A 23,255-nucleotide genomic window follows, 5' to 3' on the forward strand; every position below is an offset into this window, starting at 1 on the left:
CTGATGACGCTGCTTGTGGCCCTGGCGGCCGTGCTGGCGGTCGGGGTGCTGCGCGGTGGCCGGATCCGGCGGGGCGTGCTGGCCGCCGGCGTTACCGGTGCGGAGGACCCGCTCGTCGAGTGGATCGCCGAGCTGCGCCGGATCCCCGGTCACGGTGCCCTGGGCCGGCCCCACCCGGGCCGGGCGGAACCGCTGGGTCCGCCGTTCGGCGACCGCGCACCCGACGAGTTCCGGGACCGGCAGAAACCGTCGGCACCGGTCGGCGACGCCGTCTCAAGTGGGCGCGGGCCGGGCGGCGCGGACGGGTGGGCGTTCCGGGACACGGCGGACCGGTCGGCCTGGCCGGCCGGCGGGCACCGTGGCGCGGCGGGGCCGGGGCGACCCGAGGGCGCAGATCCCGCTCGGCTGCGGCCCCCCTCACGGCGGGACGGCCGACGCCCCGGCGGAACGGCTGCCCCACCCCGACGCCCCGGCGCGTCGACCGGCCCGGTGCACGGGGACCGACGACCGGGGTGGACGCGCTCGGACGCGCTCGCGCGCTCGCCCAGACGCACCCTGCTGCTCGCCGCGTCGATCGGTGCCGGCGCCGGACTGCTGCTGGCCGGCCCGGTCTCGGCGGTGGCCGTCGGCACCTACGGCACGCTGGCCGCTCGTGCGCTGCTGCGACGGCACGCCGGCCGGTACGCCGTGCGGGCCCGGCGGCACCGGCTGGACCAGCTCTGCGGTCTGGCGGCGGACCTTCGGGCCGGGCTGCCGGTGCCGGTCGCCGCCGAGCGGCTCACCCCCGGGCCGCCGCGAACCGGTGGGTCCTCCGGCGACGACACGGCGGCCGACGACGAGCACGGCGGGACCGGGCGACTGGATCTACTCGCCCGCGCGGCCGTACGTCTCGCCGATCGGACGGGCGCGCCGTTGGCGGAATTGCTGGAACGGATCGAGGCGGACGCCCGGTCCAGCGACCGAGGGCTGGCTGCGGCGGACGCCCAGGCAGCCGGGGCGCGGGCCACCGCCCTGCTGCTCGCCGCCCTGCCACTCGGCGGCATCGGGCTCGGATACGGCATCGGCGTCGATCCGGTGGCGGTGCTGCTGCACACCCCCGTCGGTGGTGTGTGCGCGCTCGTCGCCGTCGCCCTCCAGGTCACGGGACTGTTCTGGGCCGAGCGGCTCGGCGCGACGCCGGGACGGGTGAACTGATGCCTCGGGCAGCGCTGGCCGCGGGCCTGGTGGTGGTGGCGGTCCTGCTCGCCGCGATGGTGGCGGCGGGCCGGCGGCCCCTGCGCCGGCTGCGTGCGCTGCGGAGGGCACCGGTCGGCGCACACCCGGCGGCCCCGACCGCTCCAGGCGGTGCCGAAGACGGCGCGACGGACGCCGGGCGGTCCCGGCGGCGGCCCGACGTCATCCGCGTCGCGGCGGGTCTGGGTGGCGTCGCGGTGGCCGTCGTCGTCGGCGGTTGGCCCGGCGCGGTGGCGGCCCCGCCGACGGCGCTGCTGCTCGACCGGCTGCTGCGCCGGATCGAGCCGCCGGCGGCGCGTAACCGGCGGTTGCGGGAGGCGGCCGATCTCCCACTGGCCGCCGACCTGCTGGCGGCGGCGATGCGGGCGGGAGCGCCGGTGGACAGGTCGATCCAGGCCGTGGCGGAGGCGCTCGACGGGCCGCTCGCCGAGCGGCTCGCCCGGGTCGGCCGGTTGCTTCGGCTCGGCGGCGGCCCCGCCGAGGCGTGGGCCCCGCTCGCGGCGGTCCCGGGGGCCGAGCGGCTGACATCCGCCGTGCTGCGCAGCGCGAACAGCGGAGCCGCGCTGGCCGGCGCGCTGACCCGGCTCGCCGACGACCTGCGCGCCGACCGGTCCACGGCCGCCGAGGCCGCCGCCCGCCGCGCCGGCGTGCTCATCGTCCTGCCGCTGGGGCTCTGTTTCCTGCCGGCCTTCATTCTCGCCGGCCTGGTGCCGGTGATCGTCGCCGTCCTCGGCGACGTGCTCTGACCAACCCTTGAGGAAAGGACAGGAACGTGCGCAAACTGCTCGCCCGCCTGCGCGGGGACGCCGGAATGAACACCGCCGAGTACGCCGTCGGCACGCTCGCCGCCGTCGCCTTCGCCGGAATCCTGCTGAAGGTGCTGACGTCGGGCAACGTGCAGTCCGCCTTGACCGCCGTCATCGACCGGGCACTCAAGTGACCCGGCGCCGGTCGGCCGGCCGTGACCGTGGTTCCTTCACAGCCGAACTGGCGGCCGGCCTGCCGGCGCTCCTGCTGCTCCTGTTCGCCGGGTTGTCGGCGGTCAACGCCGTCGGCACGAAAGCGGGCTGCCTGCACGCGGCCCGGGAGGCGGCGCTCGCCGCCTCCCGGGGCGCCGACGGGGTGCCCGCTGCCGGCGACGCGGCCCCGGTGGGTGCCGAGGTGACCGTCAACTTCGACGGTCAGCGCGTCGTCGCCACCGTTCGGGCACCCGTACGCGCGCTTGGTTCCCGGCTGCCCCGGATCGTCGTGACCGCGACGGCCGTCGCGGCCCTCGAACCCGGGGTCGCGGGCGCTGCCACACCGGTCCCGGGCGCTCCGGCGGGTGGACGGTGAGCGGGCGCCGGTGTTTCGGTGACCGGTCGCCCCGAGGCTCGGGCGGCAGCGCGGGGGAGCGTGGTGGGGCGACCGTCTGTCTGCTGGCGGTGGGGCTGGTGTTCGTCGTGGTCGGGTCGTTCGGTGCCGCCGTCGGCGCGGCCCGGGTCGCCCGGCAACAGGCCCGGGTGGCGGCGGATCTCGGCGCGCTGGCCGGCGCCGGCCGCGGGTTGTGGGGCGAGGCGGCCGCCTGCGGGCGGGCGGCCGACATCGCCGCCGCCAACGGTGGCCGGCTGCTCGCCTGTCGGCTCGACGGCCTCGATGTCCTGGTGACCGTCGAGGTTGCCGTCAACCCGCTGCCGAGGGTGGCGCGGGTGGCGACGGCCAGCGCCCGCGCCGGCCCGGTGCGTGGCTGAACCTCTGCTGTGGCCTTGTTGGCCAGGTCGCCATGCCGGGATCGGAAGCTCAGGGCCTGATCCAGCGCTGGAGGAGGACCGCGTCCCACGCTCAGTGGTCTCGGCACCCGGGTGGAACAGGTCCTCAGGCTCGCCGGGAAGCAGGCCGACGACCTCTGCGACGCGGCGCGGTGCGAACCCGAGGAGCTCGTCAACACCGCGCGGCGGGAGGCGGAGGTGATCGTGAACCGGGCGCGCGAAGAGGCGGCCCGGATCGCCGGCGCCGAGGGCGCGTAGCAAGGCGGCAAGTGGTTCAGGCCCGGGTGGGCGGCGTCCCGCTACGCCCGCGACGCCGATGCAACAGCCGGGCGGCGGTCACGTGCAGCAGGTTCAGCACGACAATGAGCGCGACCACCAACGAGGCGATCTGGCTGACAGAGAGCCCGTGCAGCGCCAGCACCAGCCAGGCACAGACCACCTGGGCCGCCACGCGCAGCAGAACCCGCTGAATTGGCCGGGCCGTGCCGTCTGCGCCGGGCTTGCGGTCGCGGTGCCGGAGCGTGCTGACCGACGCCGCGATCGCGATCAGCAGGGCGAAATCCAGCGCCCACATCGCTGCCGCACCGGGGCCAGCGTCGTCGGTCGCCGAGGGCACGGCGACTGTCGCGGCCACCAGCACGACGAGGGTCGGCGGCCAGGTCAGAAGGAAGGCCCTTACCGCTGTCGTGAACGGGTTTGGGTCCGGCAGGCTTGGCGGCGGCTGCACCTCTTGCGTGCTGCCGCCGGTCGCGTCGTCGGAGGCCCACTCCGGCTGACGAGCCGAACGCGTGTGGGGCGCCGGATCTGACATGCGGGCAGCCTAAGGTGGCGAGCGCGTTTGCGGATGAACAGTCAGTGCCTGGCGCAAGACCGTCCAGCCGTGAGGCGTTGGGTGTGGCGGACCGGGTCGGGGCGGCGGGAGCGACACCCCGACCCGGGCGGATCAGCGTCCCTGGAGGGCGTCGAGGGCGATGGCCATCGCGATCACGAGGCGGCGGTCGACCTGCGGGTGCTGGATCTCCACGACGTACCGGTCGCGCAGGCCCCACTTCTTGATGACGGAGAAGACCGGCTGGCCGCCCGCGACGAAGTCGAAGTGGTAGGGCAGCCAGGAGAGCGAGTCGACGAACCGGCGCAGCAACGCGACCGGCATGCTGCGCTCCTGGCCGGTGACCTGCGGCAGGCCGGGCTGCTCGACGTGCCAGGTGGAGCGCAGCAGGGACTGGGCGAAGTCCTTGCGGAACAGGCCGATCGGGTTGCCGGCGTGGTCGGTCACGTCGTACGTGGCGCCGAGGTCAAGACGCTGGCGGGCCTTGAACCCGAGCAACGGCTGCTGCTTCGAGTCGTCGGTGTAGAGCGTCACCTGCTCCTTGAAGGCGAGCCGCTTCTGCTGCGCGAAGGCCAGCAGCCCGGCCTCGGAGCCGTCCGGCGCGACGGCGTGGACCTCGTACTGGTTGACCATCATCCGGATCCGCTGCCGGATGTGGAACTGCTGCTGGGCCTGCAAGTTGTCGGGGTGCATGGAGGTCTCCTTCGAGGGGGTGCCGGAGTGTCGCACAGCTCGACCGCGCCGCCGACAGGCCGTGCGACTCTTCCCCGTAGGCACACGGCCCCGCCCACCATGGTCGGGGGCGCTTCCGAGCCGACACGCTACCCGCCCCCCGCCCGGTCGTGCGGACCACCGGCGGTCGGGCGCCCCTCGACGCAGCCGAGGCGCTTCCAGCCGGCGGTGGCGGTTTGCGGGCAGACCGACGACGCCGTCCCGTTCCGCTGGTCCGCGAGCCTGTCGCCACGCGCCGACCGGTTCACCGGCCCCCGTCGACGGTGGCCTTGAGCGCCCACGCGTTGAGGACCTGGTGGATGCTCCGCAGTCGCTCGTTGATCTGCTCCAGGCGTTCGGCCTGGGCCAGGCTGGCCAGCGCGCAGCCCAGGGCTATCTGTTGGTCGGGGGTGAGGCTCTCCTGGTCGATCGCGTAGAGCAGGTCGACGGTCTCGGCGATGGTGTCGGCCACGGCTCCTCCTTCACGGGAAGGGCGGCTGTCGGGTCGGAGCATGCATGGAAGCGCTCCCACCGATGACTTTCCCCGAAAGAAGGCCTTCTATGCCTTGTTCCCGTCGCCCGGGACGGGGCCGTCGCCCGGGACGGGGCCGTCGCCCGGGACGGGGCCGTCGCCCGGGACGGGGCCGTCGCCCGGGGCGGGGTCACCGGGCCGGGTGCCGGGATGGCGGGTCCGCGTCGGCGGGCGTGCGGGGGGCCGGTATGCCGTCGGGCAGGTTGGCGAGCACCACGTCCAGCACCCGGACCGCGTCCGGCTTGGAGAGCGGGTTGTTGCCGTTGCCGCACTTCGGGGACTGCACGCAGGACGGGCAGCCGGCCTCGCAACCGCACTCCGCGATCGCGTCCCGGGTGGCCCGCAGCCAGGCCGTCGCCGTCGAGTACGCGCGCTCGGCGAAACCCGCCCCGCCCGGGTGCCCGTCGTAGACGAAGACCGTCGGGGCCTCGGTGTCCGCGTGCACAGCCGTGGAGAGCCCGCCGATGTCCCAGCGGTCGCAGGTGGCGGTGAGCGGCAGCAGACCGATCGCGGCGTGCTCAGCGGCGTGCAGCGCGCCCGGCACGTCGGCGGGCTCCACGCCGGCGGTCGTCAGCGACTGCGGCGACAGGGTGAACCAGACCGCGACCGTACGCAGTTCCCGGGCCGGCAGGTCCAGCGGGCGGGTGTCGATGACCTCGCCGGTGGCGATGCGCCGCCGCTGGTACGACACCACCTGGCTGGTCACGTCGACCTCGCCGAGGAAGAGCCCGACGGGGCCGGCGTCGACGTACGAGCGGACCGACACCACCGACAGCGAGGTGACGTCGCGGGCGTGGGTGGACCAGTCCGGCTCCTCGGGGTGCACCAGCGCGCACCCGTCGGCCAGGTCGAGCGAGTCGACCACGTACGAGACGCCCTGGTGCAGGTAGACCGCGCCGGAGTGGAGCAGGAAGTGCGACGAGCCGCCGTCGACGGTGCCGAGCAGCCGCCCGGTCGCCGCCTCCACCACGCAGACCGGTGCGCCGCCCTCGCCGCGCAGGTCCACCTCGGGGCGTTCCCGGTGCCGCCAGTACCAGCCGGTCGGCCGGGCGCGCAGGGCCCCCGCCGCCACCAGTTGGTCCACCGCCTCCTTCGTCCCGGCGCCGAAGAGGGTCAGGTCGGCGGGGGTCAGCGGCGCCTCGACCGCCGCGCAGGCGAGCTGCGGCGCCAGCACGTACGGGTTGGCCGGGTCGAGCACGGTCGCCTCGACCGGCCGCCCGAACAGGGCCTCGGGGTGGTGCACGAGGTAGGTGTCGAGCGGGTCGTCCCGGGCGACCAGCACGGCGAGCGCCTCCTGCCCGGAGCGTCCCGCCCGGCCGGCCTGCTGCCACACGGAGGCCCGGGTGCCGGGGTAGCCGCAGATCAGCACCGCGTCGAGGCCGACCAGGTCGACGCCCAGCTCCAGCGCGTTGGTCGAGGCCAGCCCGAGCAGGTCGCCGTGCAACAGGGCGCGTTCCAGCTCGCGTCGTTCCTCGCGCAGGTAGCCGGCCCGGTAGGCGGCCACCCGGTCGCCGAGCCCCGGCGCCGCCTCGTCGAGGGCGCGGCGGGCGTTCGCGGCGACCACCTCGGCGCCGCGCCGGGAGCGTACGAAGGCGAGCGTGCGTACCCCCTCGGCGACCGTGTCGGCGAGCAGGTCGGCCGTCTCCCGCAGCGCCGAGCGGCGGACCTGGGTGAGGTCGTCCTGCGGGTCGGCGGCGGCGTCCCGCGGCAGCAGCGGTGGTTCCCAGAGCGCGAACGTGACCCCGCCGCGCGGCGAGGTGTCCTCGGTGACGGCGGTCACGGGGAGCCCGGTGAGCCGACCGGCGGTGGTCGCCGGGTCGCCGGAGGTGGCCGAGGCCAGCACGAACACCGGCGCCCCGCGCGAGCCGGGGAGCGCGGCGGAGGTGGGCCGGCCCGGTGGCCCGCTGAGTCTGCGCAGCCGGCGCAGCACGTGCGCGACGTGTGAGCCGAAGACGCCCCGGTAGGTGTGGCACTCGTCGATGACCACGTACGTGAGCCGGCGCAGGAAACCGGACCACTGGGCGTGCCCGGGCAGGATGCCGTGGTGCAGCATGTCCGGGTTGGTCAGCACGAACCGGGAGTGTTTCCGGATCCACTCCCGCTCGGCGCGCGGGGTGTCCCCGTCGTAGCAGGCGGGGCGTACGCCCTCCAGTTCCAGCGCGGCGACGGCGCGCAACTGGTCGGCGGCGAGCGCCTTCGTGGGCGCCAGGTAGAGCACGGTGGCGCGGGGGTCGGCGAGCAGGGTGGCCAGGGCGGGAAGCTGGTACGCCAGGGACTTGCCGGACGCGGTGCCGGTGGCCACCACCACGTGCCGGCCCTCGTACGCCAGGGTGGCCGCCTCTGCCTGGTGCCGCCAGGGCGTGAGCACGCCGCGGCGGGCGAACGCCGCGCGCAGTTCCGCCGGCGCCCAGTCCGGCCAGGGTGCGGGCTCGCCGGCCCGCGCCGGCACCCGCTCGACGTGGGTGACCGGGTCGGTGCCGGTGCGGGCACGCAGCCGGCCCAGCAGGTCGGCCGGTGCGCGCCCGCTGCCGACACCGCCGGACGACGGCTCCAGCTCGTCGGGGTCCGAGCGCCGCGCGGAGCTGAAGCTGTCGGGTGACGGCTTCAGGTCGTCGCGCGGCGACAGACGCGCCGAACTGAGGTCGTCGGAGGTCACGGCCTGCACTCTCGCACTGGTGTTCGGAGATGAAAAGTCGGGCCCCGGGGTAAGGGGAGGCCCTCGCCGCCGAACAGAGCCGGTATCTGGCGGGGATGGTTAGATGCCCAGGGAAGTTTACGGCTCTGGTGAGGGAGGACTGATGGAGCTGTCGCTGGCGACCCGCACCGTGGGCGAGCACACGGTGCTCGAGGTCGGCGGTGAGGTGGATGTCTACACCGCCCCCCGGCTGCGGGAGCGGCTCCTCGAGCTGATCGACGGAGGGGCCCGTCACGTCGTGGTCGACCTGGGGCGGGTGGACTTCCTCGACTCCACCGGGCTGGGTGTGCTGGTCGGCGCACTCAAGCGGCTGCGGGCGGCGGAGGGTTCCTTCGCGCTGGTCTGCGGCAAGGAGCCGCTGCTCAAGATCTTCCGGATCACCGCGCTCGACCAGGTCTTCCCGCTGTATCCCACGGTCGACGCGGCGACCGGCGCCGACCAGGCCGGCGCTGACGTCTGATGGCCACGGTCAAGCTCTCCTTCTCCCCGGCCCCGGTGCACGTGCGCACCGCGCGTCTGGTCGGCGTGGCGGTCGCCCGCCGGGCCGGGGTCCGCGAGGAGTTGCTGGACGAGGTACGGCTGGCCATCGGCGAGGCGTGCACGCGCGCGGTGGCCCTGCACCGCCAGTACGGCGTGCCCGAGCCCGTGCTCGTCGAGATGTCCGACACGGGGGCGTACGCGGTGCGGGTCGTGGACCGTGCGCCGATCGAGGCGGGTCTGGGCCTGGCCGCGCTGGACGCCAACCAGCTCGCCAACGAGTCGCTCGACGAGGACGACCTGACGACCGGCGTCGGCTTCGCGCTGCTGGCCGGTTTCGTCGAGGATCTGCAGGTCCGCCCGGTCGACGAGGGTGTCGGCACCGAGGTGCGGATGGTGTGGCCCGTGGGCCGCTGAGTGATCTCGCCCCGTCCTCGCGGCGGGGCGTCGTACGCCGTGAGAGGCCGTGTCCCGCCGGGGCGCGGCCTCTTTCCATGGACGGGTCCCTATATCAGAAATCTGCTCATAACACAGCGACGGAGATCATCTCGGCGCGGTGCCCCCTGGGTGTGACCTCCAACACTGCGGAGGGCTACAGTACGCGGGTTGTCAGCAAGTGATCGCATCCCGCAACCATCGGGAACGGTGGTTGTCGCTGGTCCGCCGGGGGTGGGACGGCGCGCGCTTGCGACTCCGCATCCAGGCGCCGGGCCGGTGCGTCTCCACCGGCCGGCGCGAGCGTTCGGTACAGGAGGACACAGATGTCCGACACCTTCGCCGCCGAGGGCGGCGGGATCTCCCTCACCGGAAACAACGTCACGTACGTCATCATCGCCGCGGTCGTCGCGCTGGTGGCACTCGCCTTCGCGGGCGCGCTGACGAAGGCCGTCCTGGCCGCCGGCAAGGGCACCAACAAAATGCAGGAGATTTCCGGCGCGGTCCAGGAGGGCGCCTCGGCCTACCTGCTCCGGCAGTTCCGGACCCTGGCGATCTTCGTGGTCATCGCCGTGGTGCTGCTCTTCCTGCTGCCGGTGCACGACACCGACGGCAACGAGCTGGCGGTGAAGCTGGGCCGCTCCGTCTTCTTCGTCATCGGCGCGCTGTTCAGCGCGTTCATCGGCGGCGCCGGCATGTGGCTGGCCACCCGGGCCAACCTGCGGGTCGCCGCCGCCGCCCGGGAGCGCGAGGGCGGCCGGGAGGCCGCCATGAAGATCGCCTTCCGCACCGGCGGCGTGGTCGGCTTCCTCACCGTCGGCCTCGGCCTCTTCGGCGCCGCGCTGGTCGTGCTCTTCTACCGGGCCGACGCGCCGACCGTGCTGGAGGGCTTCGGCTTCGGCGCCGCACTGCTCGCCATGTTCATGCGGGTCGGCGGCGGCATCTTCACCAAGGCCGCCGACGTCGGCGCCGACCTGGTCGGCAAGGTCGAGCAGGGCATCCCCGAGGACGACCCCCGCAACGCCGCCACCATCGCCGACAACGTGGGCGACAACGTCGGTGACTGCGCCGGCATGGCCGCCGACCTCTTCGAGTCGTACGCGGTGACCCTGGTCGCCGCGCTGATCCTCGGCCGTGCCGCCTTCGGCGAGCAGGGCCTGGTCTTCCCGCTGATCATCTCCACCATCGGGGTGCTCGTCGCGATCATCGGTGTCTTCATCACCCGGCTGCGCGCCTCCGACCGCAGCGGCCTGACCGCCATCAACCGGGCCTTCTACATCTCGGCGGTGCTCTCCGCGGTGCTGGTGGCGATCGCCACGTACGCGTACCTGCCGGCGACCTTCGCCGAGCTGGAGGGCGGGCTGACCGACGTCAGCGAGAACCCGCGGACGGTAGCCATCGGCGCGGTGGTCATCGGCATCGTGCTGGCGGCGGCGATCCAGGCGCTGACCGGCTACTTCACCGAGACCAACCGGCGCCCGGTGCAGGACATCGGCAAGAGTTCACAGACCGGCGCCGCCACCGTCATCCTCGCCGGCATCAGCATCGGCCTGGAGTCGGCGGTCTACTCGGCGCTGCTGATCGGTGCCGGCGTGTTCGGCGCGTTCCTGCTCGGCGGCAGCTCCATCACGCTCTCGCTGTTCGCCGTGGCGCTGGCCGGCACCGGCCTGCTCACCACCGTCGGTGTGATCGTCGCGATGGACACCTTCGGGCCGATCTCCGACAACGCCCAGGGCATCGCGGAGATGTCCGGGGACATCGACGAGCACGGCGCCCGGACGCTCACCGAGCTGGACGCGGTGGGCAACACCACCAAGGCGATCACCAAGGGCATCGCGATCGCCACGGCGGTGCTCGCCGCGACGGCGCTGTTCGGCTCGTACACCGACACGCTGAGCACCGCGTACTCCGACGCCGGGGTGGGCGACGTCGGCAACGAGATCCTCAACTCGCTGAACGTGGCGAACCCGCGCAACCTGGTCGGCCTGATCATCGGCGCGGCCGTCGTCTTCCTCTTCTCCGGCCTGGCCATCAACGCGGTCTCCCGCTCGGCGGGCGCGGTCGTGATGGAGGTACGCCGGCAGTTCCGCGAACTGCCCGGCATCATGGACGGCACCCAGCGCCCCGAGTACGGCAAGGTCGTCGACATCTGCACCCGCGACGCGCAGCGCGAGCTGGTGACCCCCGGCCTGCTCGCCATCCTCGCGCCGATCGCGGTGGGCTTCGGCCTCGGGCCGGGCGCGCTGGCCGCGTACCTGGCCGGGGCGATCGGGGCGGGCACGCTGATGGCGGTCTTCCTGTCCAACTCCGGTGGCGCCTGGGACAACGCCAAGAAGCTCGTCGAGGACGGCGCGTACGGCGGCAAGGGCTCCGAGTCGCACGCGGCGACGGTCATCGGCGACACCGTCGGCGACCCGTTCAAGGACACCGCCGGTCCGGCGATCAACCCGCTGATCAAGGTGATGAACCTGGTCTCGCTGCTGATCGCCCCGGCCGTGGTGGCCTGGAGCGTCGGCGACGAGCGGAACACGCCCCTGCGGTTGGGCATCGCCGTGGCGGCGACGCTGATCATCGTCGCGGCGGTGGTGTTCAGCAAGCGCAAGGGCGTGGCGATGTCCGACGGCGACTCCGGTTCCGGCACGGGCGCGGGCAGCCCCGGCCAGCGGCCGGAGACGGTCAGCGCCTGACGCGTCAGGTGTCCCGGTCCCCGGTCGGCCCGCACGGCTGACCGGGGACCGCCCGCGCCACCGGTGAACCTGTCCGGTGCCCGGGCTCGACGGAGGCCGTACGCTGCAACGCATGCCTATGCGCCGGGTGTCGACCGCCGGAAGGTTCGCGGTGCTCCTGGCCACGCTCGTACCCCTGGCCGCCGGATGCGGCGGTGGCCCCAGCCCCCAGGCGTGGGCGGCGTCGGTCTGCTCGGCGCTCACACCGTGGCGTGCCGAGATCAGCAAGCTGACCGGCAGCACCGGCGAGCAGATGACCGCCCGGACCACCCCGGCGCAGGCGAAGGAGAACCTGGTGCGGCTCTTCAGCGGGGCGGAGCAGGCCAGCGAGACCGCCCGGCGCAGGGTCGAGGAGGCCGGCATCCCGAAGGCCGAGCACGGCGCGGAGGTCTCCGCCGGCTTCCGCGACTCGCTGGCGAAGGTGCGCGACGCGTACGGCCGGGCGCGCGACACCGTCGACGGGCTGAGCGTCGGGCGGCCCACCGTCTTCTACGACGGCGTCCGGGCCGCCGTCGACACCCTCAACAAGGAGTACGACGCCGGCGCGCTCGACACCAGCCGGCTCAGCTCCGAGGAGTTGAAACGCGCCTTCGACGAGGTGCCGGAGTGTCGCTGAGCGATACCGGCGACCCGCCCGTCGGCGACGAGCCGCCGGTCCTCTTCCCGGCCCCCACGGACCGGGTCGGGCCGGCCGACCGGCGTTCCGCCACCACCCCGCCGGCCGACCGGCGTTCCGCCACCACCCCGCCGGCCGACCGGCGTTCCGCCACCACCCCGCCGGCCGCCCGGCGCCCCGCCACCACCCCGCCTGCGGACGCCGAGGCAGCCGCCCGGCAGCTCACCTTCTTCGCCGCCGAGGCGGCCGACCCGTCCGTCGCCGACCTCGCCGGGCTGCTGGCCGGACCGGCCGAGGCGGTGCGGATGGGTGGCACCGCCCGGCTGTCGGTCGTCGTCGACGCCGCCTGGCGGGTGCACGTGCTCGTCGTCGAGCTGGCGCAGCGCGGGGTGGCGGCCACCTGGCAGGCCACCGCCGACGGGCGGCACGCGGTGCGCACCTCGTACGCCCGCACGCTGGAGCCGCTCGCGGCGGCCTGGTCGCGCGGCCCCGACAAGCGGCCACCCGCCGGCTTCCACCTCAACGGCCGGCGGCTGCGGCTCTGGCTCGCCTCGGCGGGGGCCGCCGAGGCGTCCGGCTTCCTGCTCCGGCTGGGCGTCGCCGACGAGGCGTGCGGGGAGCCGGTCGGCCGGGCGCTCGACGCCATCGGCCTGTCCGGGGCGCTGCTCGGGCCCGGCGAGGGCGGACCCGCCTACCTGATCACCGGCCGCCGGCGGCTCGTCCGCCTGGCCGAGCTGGTCGGCGATCCGCCGACCGCCGCCCCCGCGTCCGCCTGGCCGCCGCGCACCTGACGCGCCGTGTGCCTGACCCCGTCGGGGTGCCTTGCGCGCCGCGTGCCTGGACCGTCGGGTGCCTGGCGCGCCGAGCGTTCGCTCCGGTGCGTTTCCGACCCGCCGGGTGGCTGTCCGATGCGGGACAGCAGGTGCGCAATTTCGCGGAAAGTGGCCGGCAGGGGCCCCGGCGGAAGGCCCGCCATCGTCACAGTGTCCGCCTGACGGCACACGCACGGTGTACGGTGGCGCCGTCCGGCAAGCCCGGCCACCGCCGGAAAAAGGCCGCCCCGCCGGTCGGTTTGCCGCCCGTGAAACCCGAACCGAGGGCGGCGCGTTACGTTGGACGTCCGGACCGTCGGGGGTCGGCGGGCCGAAGCGGCCCTTGCCAGGCGCCGATGGCAACGAGCAGGAGTGAGGTCGGAGAGAGACGTGCCGAGCAAAGCTGGAACCACCCGTCTGGTCATCGTCGAGTCACCGGCGAAGGCCAAGACGATCTCGGGCTACCTCGGCCCGGGGTACGTCGTGGAGGCCAGCTTCGGCCACGTCCGGGACCTCCCGCGCAACGCCGCCGACGTGCCGGCGAAGTACAAGGGCGAGCCGTGGGCCCGCCTCGGGGTCGACGTCGACAACGGCTTCCACGCCCTCTACGTGGTCTCCGCCGACCGCCGCCAGCAGATCAGCAAGCTGGTGAAGCTGGCCAAGGAGGTCGACGAGATCTTCCTGGCGACGGACGAGGACCGCGAGGGCGAGGCCATCGCCTGGCACCTGGTGGAGACGCTCAAGCCCAAGGTGCCGGTCAAGCGGATGGTCTTCCACGAGATCACCAAGCCGGCCATCCAGGCGGCGGTGGCCAACCCCCGCGAGATCGACCGGGACCTGGTCGACGCCCAGGAGGCCCGGCGCATCCTCGACCGCCTCTACGGCTACGAGGTCTCGCCGGTGCTGTGGAAGAAGGTCATGCCGAAGCTCTCGGCGGGCCGGGTGCAGTCCGTGGCGACCCGGATCGTGGTCGAGCGCGAGCGGCAGCGGATGGCCTTCCGCACGGCGGAATACTGGGACATCCTGGCGACCCTGGCCGTGGGGAACGCCGGCGAGGGCCCGCGCACCTTCAACGCCACCCTGGTCGCGCTGAACGGCGACCGGATCGCCACCGGCAAGGACTTCGAGCCGACCACCGGCCGGGTCAGGCCCGGCGCCGGCGTGGTCCACCTCGACTCCGGTGGCGCCGGGGGGCTCGCGGCCCGCCTGGCGGGGCGCCCGTTCACCGTCACCCGGGTGGAGGAGAAGCCCTACCGCCGCCGCCCGTACGCGCCGTTCATCACCTCCACCCTCCAGCAGGAGGCGGCCCGCAAGATGCGGTTCTCGTCGCAGCAGACGATGCGCACGGCGCAGCGCCTCTACGAGAACGGCTACATCACCTACATGCGTACCGACTCGGTCAACCTGTCGGAGACCGCCATCGCGGCGGCCCGCCGGCAGATCGTCGAGCTGTACGGCGAGCGCAGCGTGCCGCCGGAGCCGCGCCGCTACACCGGCAAGGTGAAGAACGCGCAGGAGGCGCACGAGGCGATCCGCCCGGCGGGCGACAACTTCCGCACCCCGGGCGAGGTGCGCGGTGAGCTGTCGACCGAGGAATACCGACTCTACGAGTTGATCTGGCGACGCACGATCGCCTCCCAGATGACCGACGCCGTCGGCTCCAGCGTCTCGGTGCGCATCCGCGCCGTCTCCTCCGCCCAGGAGGAGGCCGACTTCGGCGCGACCGGCAAGACGATCACCGACCCGGGCTTCCTGCGGGCGTACGTGGAGTCCAGCGACGACGAGAACGCCGAGGCCGAGGACGCCGAACGCCGGCTGCCCACCCTGGTCAAGGACCAGCCGCTCACCGCCGACGAGTTGGCCGCGCAGGGTCACCACACCCAGCCCCCGTCGCGCTACACGGAGGCGTCGCTGGTCAAGTCCCTGGAGGAACTGGGCATCGGCCGCCCCTCGACGTACGCGTCGATCATGCAGACCATCCAGGACCGCGGTTACGTGGTCAAGCGCGGCCAGGCGATGATCCCGACCTTCCTGGCGTTCGCGGTGATCGGCCTGATGGAGCAGCACTACCCGCGCCTGATCGACTACGACTTCACGGCCAGCATGGAGAACGAGCTGGACGAGATCGCCGGTGGCGACCACGCCGCCGTCGACTTCCTCACCGGGTTCTACTTCGGCACCGCCAACGGCGCCGGCGACCGGGACATCGCCCGCTCGGGCGGGCTCAAGAAGCTGGTCACCGAGAACCTCAGCGACATCGACGCGCGTAGCGTCAACTCGATCCCGCTCTTCACCGACGAGGAGGGCCGCGAGGTCGTCGTCCGGGTGGGCAAGTACGGGCCCTACCTGCAACGGACGCTGCCCGGCGAGCAGCCGGCCCCGAAGACCGAGGGCGAGGAGGGCGGTGGCCAGGCCGACCGGGCGCCGACCGCACCCATCCCCGAGGGGGTGGCGCCGGACGAGCTGACCCCGGAGAAGGTGCACGAGCTGTTCCTCGGCGGCGGGGGCGAGCGCAAGCTCGGCGACGACCCGTCCACCGGGGAGCCGATCCTGCTCAAGTCGGGACGCTTCGGCCCGTACGTGGCCAGCGGCGAGCGCAAGTCGTCGCTGCTGCGCTCGCAGTCGCCGGACTCGCTCACCCTCGACGACGCCCTCAAGCTGCTCACCCTGCCCCGGGTGGTCGGCGTGGCCCCCGACGGCACCGAGGTCCTCGCCGCCAACGGCCGCTTCGGCCCCTACGTCAAGCAGGGCGAGGAGTTCCGTTCGCTGGACTCCGAAGAGAAGATGTTCACCGTCACGCTGGACGAGGCGCTGGCCCTGCTGGCCACGCCGAAATCCCGCCAGCGTCGGGCCGCCGCGCCGCCGCTGCGGGAGATGGGCGTCGACCCGCTGACCGAGCTGCCGCTGGTCATCAAGGACGGCCGGTTCGGCCCGTACGTGACCGACGGCGAGACGAACGCGTCGCTGCGGCGGGCCCAGAGCCCGGAGTCGCTGACCATCGAGGAGGCCTCCGAGATGCTCGCCGAGAAGCGGGCGAAGGGGCCGGCGCCGAAGAAGAAGGCCGCCGCGAAGAAGGCGCCCGCGAAGAAGGCCACGGCGGCGAAGAAGACGACCACGGCGGCGAAGAAGACGGCTGCGGCGACCAGGTCGACGGCCGCGAAGAAGACCACCACGGCCAAGACCACCACGGCCAAGAAGGCGGCCCCGAAGAAGGCGGCCCCCAGGAAGGCCACCACCCCCGCCACCGACTGACCCCACGCCCGCCCTCCACCCACGCCGGTTGGTGGGACCCGTTCCAAGATCCCGCCGAGCGCCGGGCCGAGCCCGGGAACGGGGGAGGGGTCAGCCGAGGATTCGGGTCAGGTGGGGGGTGGTGAAGATGTGGTGCGGGTCCAGGCGGGCGCGTAGCGCCTGGAAGTCCGCGAAGCGGGGGTAGGCCGCCGCGAGTGACGCCGCGTCGCGCCAGTGCAGCTTGCCCCAGTGGGGCCGGCCGCCGAGTCCTGCGGCGACCTGCTCGAAGGCGCGGAAGTACGGCTCGTAAGGCATGCCGACGTACTGGTGGATCGCCACGTACGCGGACTCGCGCCCGTAGCCGTGGGAGAGCCAGATGTCGTCGGCGGCGGTGAAGCGCACCTCGACCGGGAAGAGCACCTTGAACGGCAGCCCGTCGACGATCCGGCGCAGTGCGTCGAGCGCCTCGCGCAGGGCGTCGCGCGGCAGCGCGTACTCCATCTCCACGAAGCGGACCCGGCGCGGGGTGCAGAAGACCTGGTCGGAGCGGCCGGTGTAGCGGCGCTCGGTGAGGGCGCGGGCGGAGACGGCGCTGATGCCCGGGGCGAGGGCCGGCACGGCGCGGCCGAGCCGGCAGGCGCCGGCGAAGACGGTGTTGGACAGGAACTCGTCGTCCAGCCAGCCGCGCCACCGGGGCAGCGGCCGGTCGTCGGCGGGCACCCGGTCGTTGGTCTTGACCTGCACCCGGTCGGTGTACGGGAACCAGTAGAACTCGGCGTGGTCGTGTCCCGCGACGAGGGCGGGCAGGTCGTCGAGTACGGCTTCCAGTGGGGCGGGCCGTTCGTGGGCGCGGAGCACGAAGGCGTCCACGCAGCGCAGGGTCACCTCGACGAGCACGCCGAGCGCGCCCAGTGACACCCGGGCGGCGGTGAAGACGTCGGGGTGCTCGTCGGCGGAGCAGCGCAGCACCTCGCCGGTGCCGGTGACGAGGGTGAGCGCCTCGACGAACGTCGACAGGCAGCCGTAGGCGGCGCCGGTGCCGTGGGTGCCGGTGGAGATCGCGCCGGCGATCGTCTGGGCGTCGATGTCGCCCAGATTGGGCAGCGCCAGGCCGTGTGTCGCGAGTAGGTCGTTGAGCGCGCGCAGGGTGGTTCCGGCCGGTACGGTGACCAGTCGGCGATCGACGTCGACGCGTACGCCGGTGTCGAGGCGGTCGAGTTCCATCCGTTGCCCGTCGGTGACCGCGACGGCGGTGAAGGAGTGGCCGCTGCCCACGGCTCTGATCCGGTCCCCGGTCGACGCGGCGGCGCGTACGGCCTCGGCGACGTCGGTGAGAGAGGTGGGACGCAGGATGGCGGTGGCGGTGGCGCGTTGGTTGCCGGCCCAGTTGGACCAGGCGGCCTGCGTCGGCGGGGCGGTACCGGCGGCCATGCGCCCTCCTCGATCTGATACGTGAAGTGTCTTCATATCAGGAACGTTGTCGCAGGTAAATACCGCAATCGAGGGTTGCTCGTTGTACCGGTAGTCACGAACCCGTGACGTGCAGATATGTTCATCCGTCGAAGGGGGGTGGCGAGTGTCCACACCAGCCGCCACAGCCGGGCCGCTGCGCCGGGTACCGGTGCAGGGTCGAAGTGTCGCGCGAGTCCAGCGAATGCTGGACGCCTGCGCCGAACTCGTCGACGAGGTGGGGTACGAGGGGCTGACCACCACCCTGCTCGCCGAGCGGGCCGAGGTGGCGATCGGGTCGGTCTACCAGTTCTTCCCGGACAAACGGGCCATCGTGCAGGCGCTGACGCTGCGCACCATGGAGTCCTACCTCCAGCGACTCGACGAGCGGTTCGCCTCGGACGACATGACCCACTGGTGGGACGGGGTCGACGCGGGCATCGACGAGTACATCACGATGCACCGCACCGTCCCGGGATTCCGTACCCTGCACTTCGGCGACGTGGTCGATCTGCATCTGCTCGACGAGCAGCGGGACAACAACGGGGTCATCGCGGAGCAGTTGGCCCGCGTGCTCGCCGAGCGTTTCGGGCTGACCGACGTCCCCGACCTCCGGTTCCACCTGGAGATCGCCGTGGAGGTGGCCGACGCGCTGATCAAGTTGGCGTTCCGCCAGCTACCCGAGGGCGACGACCGGGTGCTGGCCGAGGCCAAGGCGCTGATCCGGGAGTACCTGCACCGCCAGGTCGACGGCTCGGCCGAGGCCAACCGCCCCGGCTGACGCCGGGCCGGGCCGGCAGGTCAGAGGAAGGCGTGGCCCTCCCCCCGGTAGGTGGGCACGGTGGCCACGACCGCCTCCCCCTCGACCAGGTGCAGCTCGTTGACGTGTTCGCAGAGCTCACCGGCCTTGGCGTGGCGGAACCAGACCCGGTCGCCGACCCGCAGCTTGTCCGCCGCCGGGCCGGCCAGCGGGGTCTGCACCTCGCCGGCGCCCTCGGTGCCGATCAGCTTCAGGCCGGCCGGCAGCCACGGCCGGGGCAGCCGGCTGTCCTCGGCCGGGCCGGAGGCCACCCAGCCGCCGCCGAGCACGGTGGCCAGGCCGGGGGCCGGGCGGCGGACCACCGCGCAGGCGAAGGACGCCGCCGGGGTGGGACGCCAGGCGCGGTAGGCGTCGAACAGCGTCGGCCCGTACAGGCCCGATCCCGCGGTGACCTCGGTGACCGCGGGATCGGCGCTGGTGGCGGCCACGCTGCCGGTGCCGCCGCCGTTGACGAACTCCAGGTCGGCGTGTTCGCGTACGGCGGCCACCGCCGCGCCCCGGCGGGCCAGCAGCTCGCGGTACGACCGGCGCTGGGCCAGTCGGATCGCGGAGCCGAGCACCGCCCGCCCGGGCGGGGCGTCGCCGAGGCCGGCGATCTGCGCCTCGTAGGCCATCAGCCCGACCAGCCGGAAGCCGGCCCGGCCGGCGACTGTGGCGGCGAGCGCACCGGCCGCGCTGGCGCTGTGCAGCGGTGAGCGGCGCACCCCGACGTGCACCCGGCCGCCCAGCGGTCGCCAGGAGGCGTCCAGGTCGAGGCAGACCCGCAACTCGGCGCGGCGGCCGGGCGGGCACCCGGCGTCGACGAGGTCGAGCTGCGCGGTGCCGTCGACCATCAGCGTGACGGCCGCGGCGAGCGCCGGGTCGGCGGCGAGTTCGGCGAGCGCCGCCCGGTCGACCGTGGGGTACGCCACCAGGGCGTCGTCGGTCACGCCGGCGCGAACCAGCCAGATCGCCTCGGCCAGGGTGAAGGCCATCACGCCCCGCCAGCCGGGTCGGGCCAGCGCCCGGCCGAGCAGGTCCCGGGCGCGGACCGACTTGCTGGCGATCCGCAGCGGCTTGCCGCCGGCCCGGTCGACCAGCGCGGCGGCGTTGGCGTCGAAGGCCGCGAGGTCGACGACGGCGTACGGCGGGTCGAGGTGCGCGGTCGCCCGGTCGAGGCGATCACGAAGTTTGTCGCTTTCGATGGCCACGTGTGCACGCTAACTGTCTGGGAGGCAATGCGAAATACCCTCGCGTCTGTCCGGGCTGCGGGCGGTGGTGCCGGCGGCCTAGGCTCGGCGAACAGGAGAATGTCGCGGCGGGGCAGGTCCCCGCCGGGTCTAGAGTGTTCCACCGGGACTGCCCAGCGATGGGCCGGCACGTGGAGGTACGGCCATCGAAAGCCAGTTCAACGGCGAGTCGCCCGGCGAGTCGCCGTCCTCGTCCAAACCCGCCGGCACCGCCGACCAGCCCGGGGCCGATCCGTCCGGTTACGCGGGCATTCGATCCGTGCTGCGGATCACCCCGTTCCGCCGCCTCTGGATCGTGCTCGGCGCGGCGTCGTTCGGCGACTGGTTCGGCCTGCTCGCCACGTCGGTCTTCGCCGCCGCGCAGGTCGAGGGGAGCACCGCCAAGGGCGCAGCCTTCGGTGGCGTAATCGCCATCCGGCTGCTGCCGGCGCTGGTGCTCGGGCCGATCGCCGGCGTCTTCGCCGACCGGTTCGACAGGCGCTGGACGATGGTCATCTGCGACGTGCTGCGCTTCCTGCTCTTCGCCTCGATCCCGCTGGTCGCGCTGCTCGGCGCCCCCGGCGGCGTCGTGGTCGGCTGGGCGGCGATCGCCACCTTCCTGATCGAGTCGCTGACCCTGCTGTGGATCCCGGCCAAGGAGGCGGCGGTCCCCAACCTGATCCCGCGCGCCCGGCTGGAGGCCGCCAACCAGCTCACGCTCATCACCACGTACGGCCTCACCCCCGTCCTCGCCGCGCTGATCCTCGCCGCGCTCGACGCCGTCGTACGGGCGGCCACCGGGGGCACGACGCCGGACTGGGCCGAGCCGGCCCAACTGGCGCTCTGGTTCAACGCGTTCTCCCGGCTGGCCACCGCGCTGGTGGTGGCGTACGGCATCAAGGAGATCAGCCAGGGGCAGGCCGCCGAGCGGGGTGCCGCCGGCGAGCAGAGCATGCTGCGCCAGTTCAAGGAGGGCTGGCGCTTCATCGGCCAGACCCCGTTGGTGCGGGGCCTGGTGCTCGGCATCTTCGGCGCGTTCGCCGGCGGCGGCATCGTGATCGGCACCGCCAAGTTCTTCGCCACCTCGCTCGGCGCCGGCGACGCCGCCTTCTACCTCCTCTTCGGCGCGATCTTCGTCGGCCTCGCGCTCGGCATCGGGCTCGGCCCGCTGATCGTCAAGGACATGTCCCGGCGGCGCTGGTTCGGCATGAGCATCGTGCTGGCCAGCGCCTCGGTGATGGCCCTGGCCTTCGCCATCCACCTCTCCATGGCGATGGCCGGCGCGATCCTGGTCGGCGCGGGCGCCGGCATGGCCTTCCTCTCCGGCACCACCCTGCTCGGCGGGGAGATCGCCGACGAGGTACGCGGCCGGGTCTTCGCCGTGGTGCAGATCGGCACCCGGCTGGTGCTGATCCTCGCGATCGGCCTGAGCAGCCTGCTCGCCGGCGTCGGCGGCTCGCGCCGGCTGGAACTCGCCGACCTGGGCGTCTCGATCTCGTCCACCCGACTGCTGCTGCTCGCGGCCGGTGCCGCCGGCATCTTCGCCGGGATCAGCGCTTTCGGGCAGATGGACGACAAGAAGGGCGTGCCCGTCCTGGCCGACCTCTGGGGCTCGATCCGGGGGCGCCCGCTGATGCCGGCCGAGCCGTTCGTCTCCGCCGGCCTCTTCGTGGTCTTCGAGGGCGGCGAGGGCGCCGGCAAGTCCACCCAGCTCGCCGCGCTCGCCGAGCGGCTGCGCGGGCAGGGACGCGACGTGGTGGTGACCCGGGAGCCGGGGGCCACCGTCGTCGGCGAACGGATCCGGTCGCTGCTGCTCGGCGCGCCCGGCTCCGAGGTGCCGTCACCGCGCGCCGAGGCGCTGCTCTACGCCGCCGACCGGGCGCACCACGTGGCCACCGTCGTCCGGCCGGCGCTCGTGCGGGGCGCGGCGGTGATCAGCGACCGGTACGTCGACTCGTCCCTGGCGTACCAGGGGGCGGGGCGGACGCTCCCCGTCGACGAGGTCTCCTGGCTGTCGTCCTGGGCCACCGGCGGGCTCAAGCCCGACCTGGTGGTGCTGCTGGACGTCGACCCGGGCACCGGCCTGTCCCGGGTGGCGGCCCGCGCCGGGGCGGCGGACCACCTGGAGGCCGAGTCGGTCAGCTTCCACGAGCGGGTCCGGTACGCCTTCCTCGACCTCGCCGCCGCCGACCCGAAGCGCTACCTGGTGCTCGACGCGTCCCGCCCGGTCGAGGAGATCGCCGGGCAGGTGGCCCGCCGGGTCGAGGAGATGTTCGGCAGCCCCGGCGGCATCGTGCACCCGCGTCCCGCCCAGGGGCCTGACACCTCGGTGCAGCCGGAGTTATCCGAATCGGAGCTGGTACCGATGGAGCATCGAACCTGATGCCCGACGTCTTCGCCGACCTGGTCGGGCAGGACGAGGCGGTCGGCACGCTGCGTCGCGCCGCCGCCGCGGCGGCCGCCGTGCTGCGTGCCGCCGCCGTCCCGCCCACGACCGACGCCGTCGGGGACGGGCTCGACGCGCCCGCCGAGGAGTCCGACGACGGTCAACCGACGGCCGCCGTCAACGCGGGGGCGGGGATGACCCACGCCTGGATCTTCACCGGGCCGCCCGGGTCGGGCCGGTCGGTGGCGGCGCGGGCCTTCGCCGCCGCCCTGCAGTGCGCGTACGGCACCGGCTGTGGCGGGTGCCCCGGCTGCCACACCACGATGGGCGGCACCCACGCGGACGTCCGGATGGTGGTGCCCGACGGGCTCTCCATCGGCGTCAACGAGATGCGGGCGCTGGTACTGCGCGCCGCCAGCACCCCGGCCGGCGGGCGCTGGCAGGTGGTGGTCATCGAGGATGCGGACCGGCTCACCGAGGCGGCCGGCAACGCGCTGCTCAAGGCCATCGAGGAACCGCCCCCGCGTACGGTCTTCCTGCTCTGCGCCCCGTCCACCCACCCGGACGACATCTCGGTGACCATCCGGTCGCGCTGCCGCGTCGTACCGCTGCGGCAGCCCGCGCCGGACGCGGTGGCCGAGATGCTGGTACGCCGCGACGGCTGCGCGCCCGACCTGGCGCGGTGGGCGGCGGCGGCCGCGCAGGGGCACGTGGGGCGGGCCCGGCGGCTGGCCCGTGACCCGGAGGCGCGTAGGCGTCGGGAGGCCGTGCTCGCGGTGCCGCGCCGGCTGACCGGTGTGGGCGCCGCGTTCGACGCGGCGTCGGCCCTGATCGAGGCGGCCGAGGCGGAGGCCGACGCCGCGGTCGCGGAGACCGACGCGGCCGAGCGGTCGTCGCTGGAGACCGCGCTCGGCGCGGGCGGCACCGGGCGGGGGGCGACCGGCGCCATCCGGGGCGCCGCCGGGCAGCTCAAGGACCTGGAGAAGCGGCAGAAGTCCCGGGCCACCCGGGCGCAGCGCGACGCGCTGGACCGGGCGCTCGTCGACCTGGCGGGCTTCTACCGTGACGCGCTCACCATGGCGCTGCGCGCCCCCGTGGCGCCGGTGCACACCGACACCGCAGCGCTGGCCGGGGCGGGCGCGCAGAAGTGGGACGCCGAGGGTTCGCTGCGCCGGCTGGAGGCGGTGCTGGAGTGCCGGGCGGCGATCGAGGCGAACGTCAAGCCCCGCATCGCCGTCGAGGCGATGATGCTCTCGCTCTGGAAGGGCTGAGCCCGCCGGCCGGTCCCGTCGGCCGGACCGGCCGTCCACAGGCATCGACACGTGCAATTGCTGTGCGGTACGGTCC

Annotated in this window: 21 protein-coding genes; 15 read left to right on the forward strand and 6 right to left on the reverse strand. The window is 74.0% G+C overall.

Annotated elements, in window-relative coordinates:
• Positions 1 to 3: 3 nt before the first annotated feature.
• From ACQ452_RS01900 to ACQ452_RS01925, 6 genes are all read left to right on the forward strand, one after another.
• Positions 4 to 1,194, forward strand: coding sequence for a hypothetical protein (locus ACQ452_RS01900; protein WP_433393937.1), 1,191 nt, complete (start codon positions 4 to 6; stop codon positions 1,192 to 1,194).
• On the forward strand, positions 1,194 to 1,979 hold the full coding sequence (locus ACQ452_RS01905; RefSeq protein WP_433389294.1) for a type II secretion system F family protein: 786 nt from the start codon (positions 1,194 to 1,196) through the stop codon (positions 1,977 to 1,979). Before ACQ452_RS01900 ends, ACQ452_RS01905 begins: the two co-directional genes overlap by 1 nt.
• Positions 1,980 to 2,044: 65 nt before the next feature.
• On the forward strand, positions 2,045 to 2,173 hold the full coding sequence (locus ACQ452_RS01910) for a DUF4244 domain-containing protein (RefSeq protein ID WP_208418639.1): 129 nt from the start codon (positions 2,045 to 2,047) through the stop codon (positions 2,171 to 2,173).
• Positions 2,170 to 2,568, forward strand: a complete 399-nt coding sequence (locus tag ACQ452_RS01915) for a TadE family type IV pilus minor pilin (protein ID WP_433389295.1) — start codon at positions 2,170 to 2,172, stop codon at positions 2,566 to 2,568. Before ACQ452_RS01910 ends, ACQ452_RS01915 begins: the two co-directional genes overlap by 4 nt.
• Positions 2,565 to 2,963 carry an Rv3654c family TadE-like protein gene (locus tag ACQ452_RS01920; RefSeq protein WP_433389296.1) on the forward strand — a complete coding sequence of 133 codons (399 nt, stop codon included), beginning with the start codon at positions 2,565 to 2,567 and terminating at the stop codon, positions 2,961 to 2,963. The genes ACQ452_RS01915 and ACQ452_RS01920 overlap by 4 nt, the downstream gene beginning before the upstream one ends.
• 111 nt (positions 2,964 to 3,074) lie before the next feature.
• Entirely contained in the window at positions 3,075 to 3,239 is a 165-nt protein-coding gene (locus ACQ452_RS01925; RefSeq protein ID WP_433389297.1) for a hypothetical protein, read from the forward strand.
• A 16-nt stretch (positions 3,240 to 3,255) separates the two neighbouring features.
• Here the strand turns inward: ACQ452_RS01925 and ACQ452_RS01930 are convergent, their stop codons facing one another.
• From ACQ452_RS01930 to ACQ452_RS01945, 4 genes are all read right to left on the reverse strand, one after another.
• Positions 3,256 to 3,792: a hypothetical protein gene (locus tag ACQ452_RS01930; RefSeq protein ID WP_433389298.1), complete on the reverse strand. Its 537-nt coding sequence runs from the start codon at positions 3,790 to 3,792 to the stop codon at positions 3,256 to 3,258.
• Positions 3,793 to 3,924: 132 nt separating this feature from the next.
• Positions 3,925 to 4,503, reverse strand: coding sequence for a hypothetical protein (locus ACQ452_RS01935; RefSeq protein ID WP_433389299.1), 579 nt, complete (start codon positions 4,501 to 4,503; stop codon positions 3,925 to 3,927).
• A 283-nt stretch (positions 4,504 to 4,786) separates the two neighbouring features.
• Positions 4,787 to 4,993: a hypothetical protein gene (locus ACQ452_RS01940; RefSeq protein WP_433389300.1), complete on the reverse strand. Its 207-nt coding sequence runs from the start codon at positions 4,991 to 4,993 to the stop codon at positions 4,787 to 4,789.
• Positions 4,994 to 5,183: 190 nt separating this feature from the next.
• The gene (locus tag ACQ452_RS01945; protein WP_433389301.1) at positions 5,184 to 7,709 is read right to left on the reverse strand and encodes a DEAD/DEAH box helicase; all 2,526 of its coding nucleotides are present in this window, start codon (positions 7,707 to 7,709) and stop codon (positions 5,184 to 5,186) included.
• 142 nt (positions 7,710 to 7,851) lie between these two features.
• On the opposite strand from ACQ452_RS01945, the gene ACQ452_RS01950 reads away from it, so the two are divergent.
• The 6 genes from ACQ452_RS01950 (at position 7,852) to topA (ending at position 16,066) form a co-directional block, all read left to right on the forward strand.
• Positions 7,852 to 8,208, forward strand: coding sequence for an STAS domain-containing protein (locus tag ACQ452_RS01950; protein WP_433389302.1), 357 nt, complete (start codon positions 7,852 to 7,854; stop codon positions 8,206 to 8,208).
• Positions 8,208 to 8,642, forward strand: a complete 435-nt coding sequence (locus ACQ452_RS01955; protein ID WP_433389303.1) for an ATP-binding protein — start codon at positions 8,208 to 8,210, stop codon at positions 8,640 to 8,642. The genes ACQ452_RS01950 and ACQ452_RS01955 overlap by 1 nt, the downstream gene beginning before the upstream one ends.
• 344 nt (positions 8,643 to 8,986) lie before the next feature.
• A complete protein-coding gene (locus ACQ452_RS01960; RefSeq protein WP_433389304.1) occupies positions 8,987 to 11,347 on the forward strand; it encodes a sodium-translocating pyrophosphatase in 2,361 nt (786 codons plus the stop codon).
• Between the two features lie 112 nt (positions 11,348 to 11,459).
• Positions 11,460 to 12,002, forward strand: coding sequence for a hypothetical protein (locus ACQ452_RS01965; RefSeq protein ID WP_433389305.1), 543 nt, complete (start codon positions 11,460 to 11,462; stop codon positions 12,000 to 12,002).
• On the forward strand, positions 11,993 to 12,793 hold the full coding sequence (locus tag ACQ452_RS01970) for a hypothetical protein (protein WP_433389306.1): 801 nt from the start codon (positions 11,993 to 11,995) through the stop codon (positions 12,791 to 12,793). Before ACQ452_RS01965 ends, ACQ452_RS01970 begins: the two co-directional genes overlap by 10 nt.
• 411 nt (positions 12,794 to 13,204) lie before the next feature.
• Positions 13,205 to 16,066 carry a type I DNA topoisomerase gene (topA, locus tag ACQ452_RS01975; protein ID WP_433389307.1) on the forward strand — a complete coding sequence of 954 codons (2,862 nt, stop codon included), beginning with the start codon at positions 13,205 to 13,207 and terminating at the stop codon, positions 16,064 to 16,066.
• Between the two features lie 90 nt (positions 16,067 to 16,156).
• Here topA and ACQ452_RS01980 read toward each other — a convergent pair whose 3' ends face one another.
• Positions 16,157 to 17,476 (reverse strand): D-arabinono-1,4-lactone oxidase, encoded by a 1,320-nt coding sequence (locus ACQ452_RS01980; protein ID WP_433389308.1) that lies wholly within the window; start codon positions 17,474 to 17,476, stop codon positions 16,157 to 16,159.
• 223 nt (positions 17,477 to 17,699) lie between these two features.
• Here ACQ452_RS01980 and ACQ452_RS01985 point away from each other — a divergent pair, with 223 nt between their 5' ends.
• A complete protein-coding gene (locus ACQ452_RS01985) occupies positions 17,700 to 18,275 on the forward strand; it encodes a TetR family transcriptional regulator (protein WP_433389309.1) in 576 nt (191 codons plus the stop codon).
• 20 nt (positions 18,276 to 18,295) lie between these two features.
• Here the strand turns inward: ACQ452_RS01985 and ACQ452_RS01990 are convergent, their stop codons facing one another.
• Entirely contained in the window at positions 18,296 to 19,504 is a 1,209-nt protein-coding gene (locus ACQ452_RS01990; RefSeq protein WP_433389310.1) for an alanine racemase, read from the reverse strand.
• Positions 19,505 to 19,838: 334 nt separating this feature from the next.
• Between ACQ452_RS01990 and tmk the strand changes: the two genes are divergently transcribed.
• The gene (gene tmk / locus ACQ452_RS01995; RefSeq protein WP_433393939.1) at positions 19,839 to 21,905 is read left to right on the forward strand and encodes a dTMP kinase; all 2,067 of its coding nucleotides are present in this window, start codon (positions 19,839 to 19,841) and stop codon (positions 21,903 to 21,905) included.
• A complete protein-coding gene (locus tag ACQ452_RS02000) occupies positions 21,905 to 23,179 on the forward strand; it encodes a DNA polymerase III subunit delta' (protein ID WP_433389311.1) in 1,275 nt (424 codons plus the stop codon). Before tmk ends, ACQ452_RS02000 begins: the two co-directional genes overlap by 1 nt.
• Positions 23,180 to 23,255 lie beyond the last annotated feature (76 nt).

Source organism: Micromonospora sp. KLBMP9576 (assembly GCF_050941805.1).
Lineage (GTDB): Bacteria > Actinomycetota > Actinomycetes > Mycobacteriales > Micromonosporaceae > Micromonospora.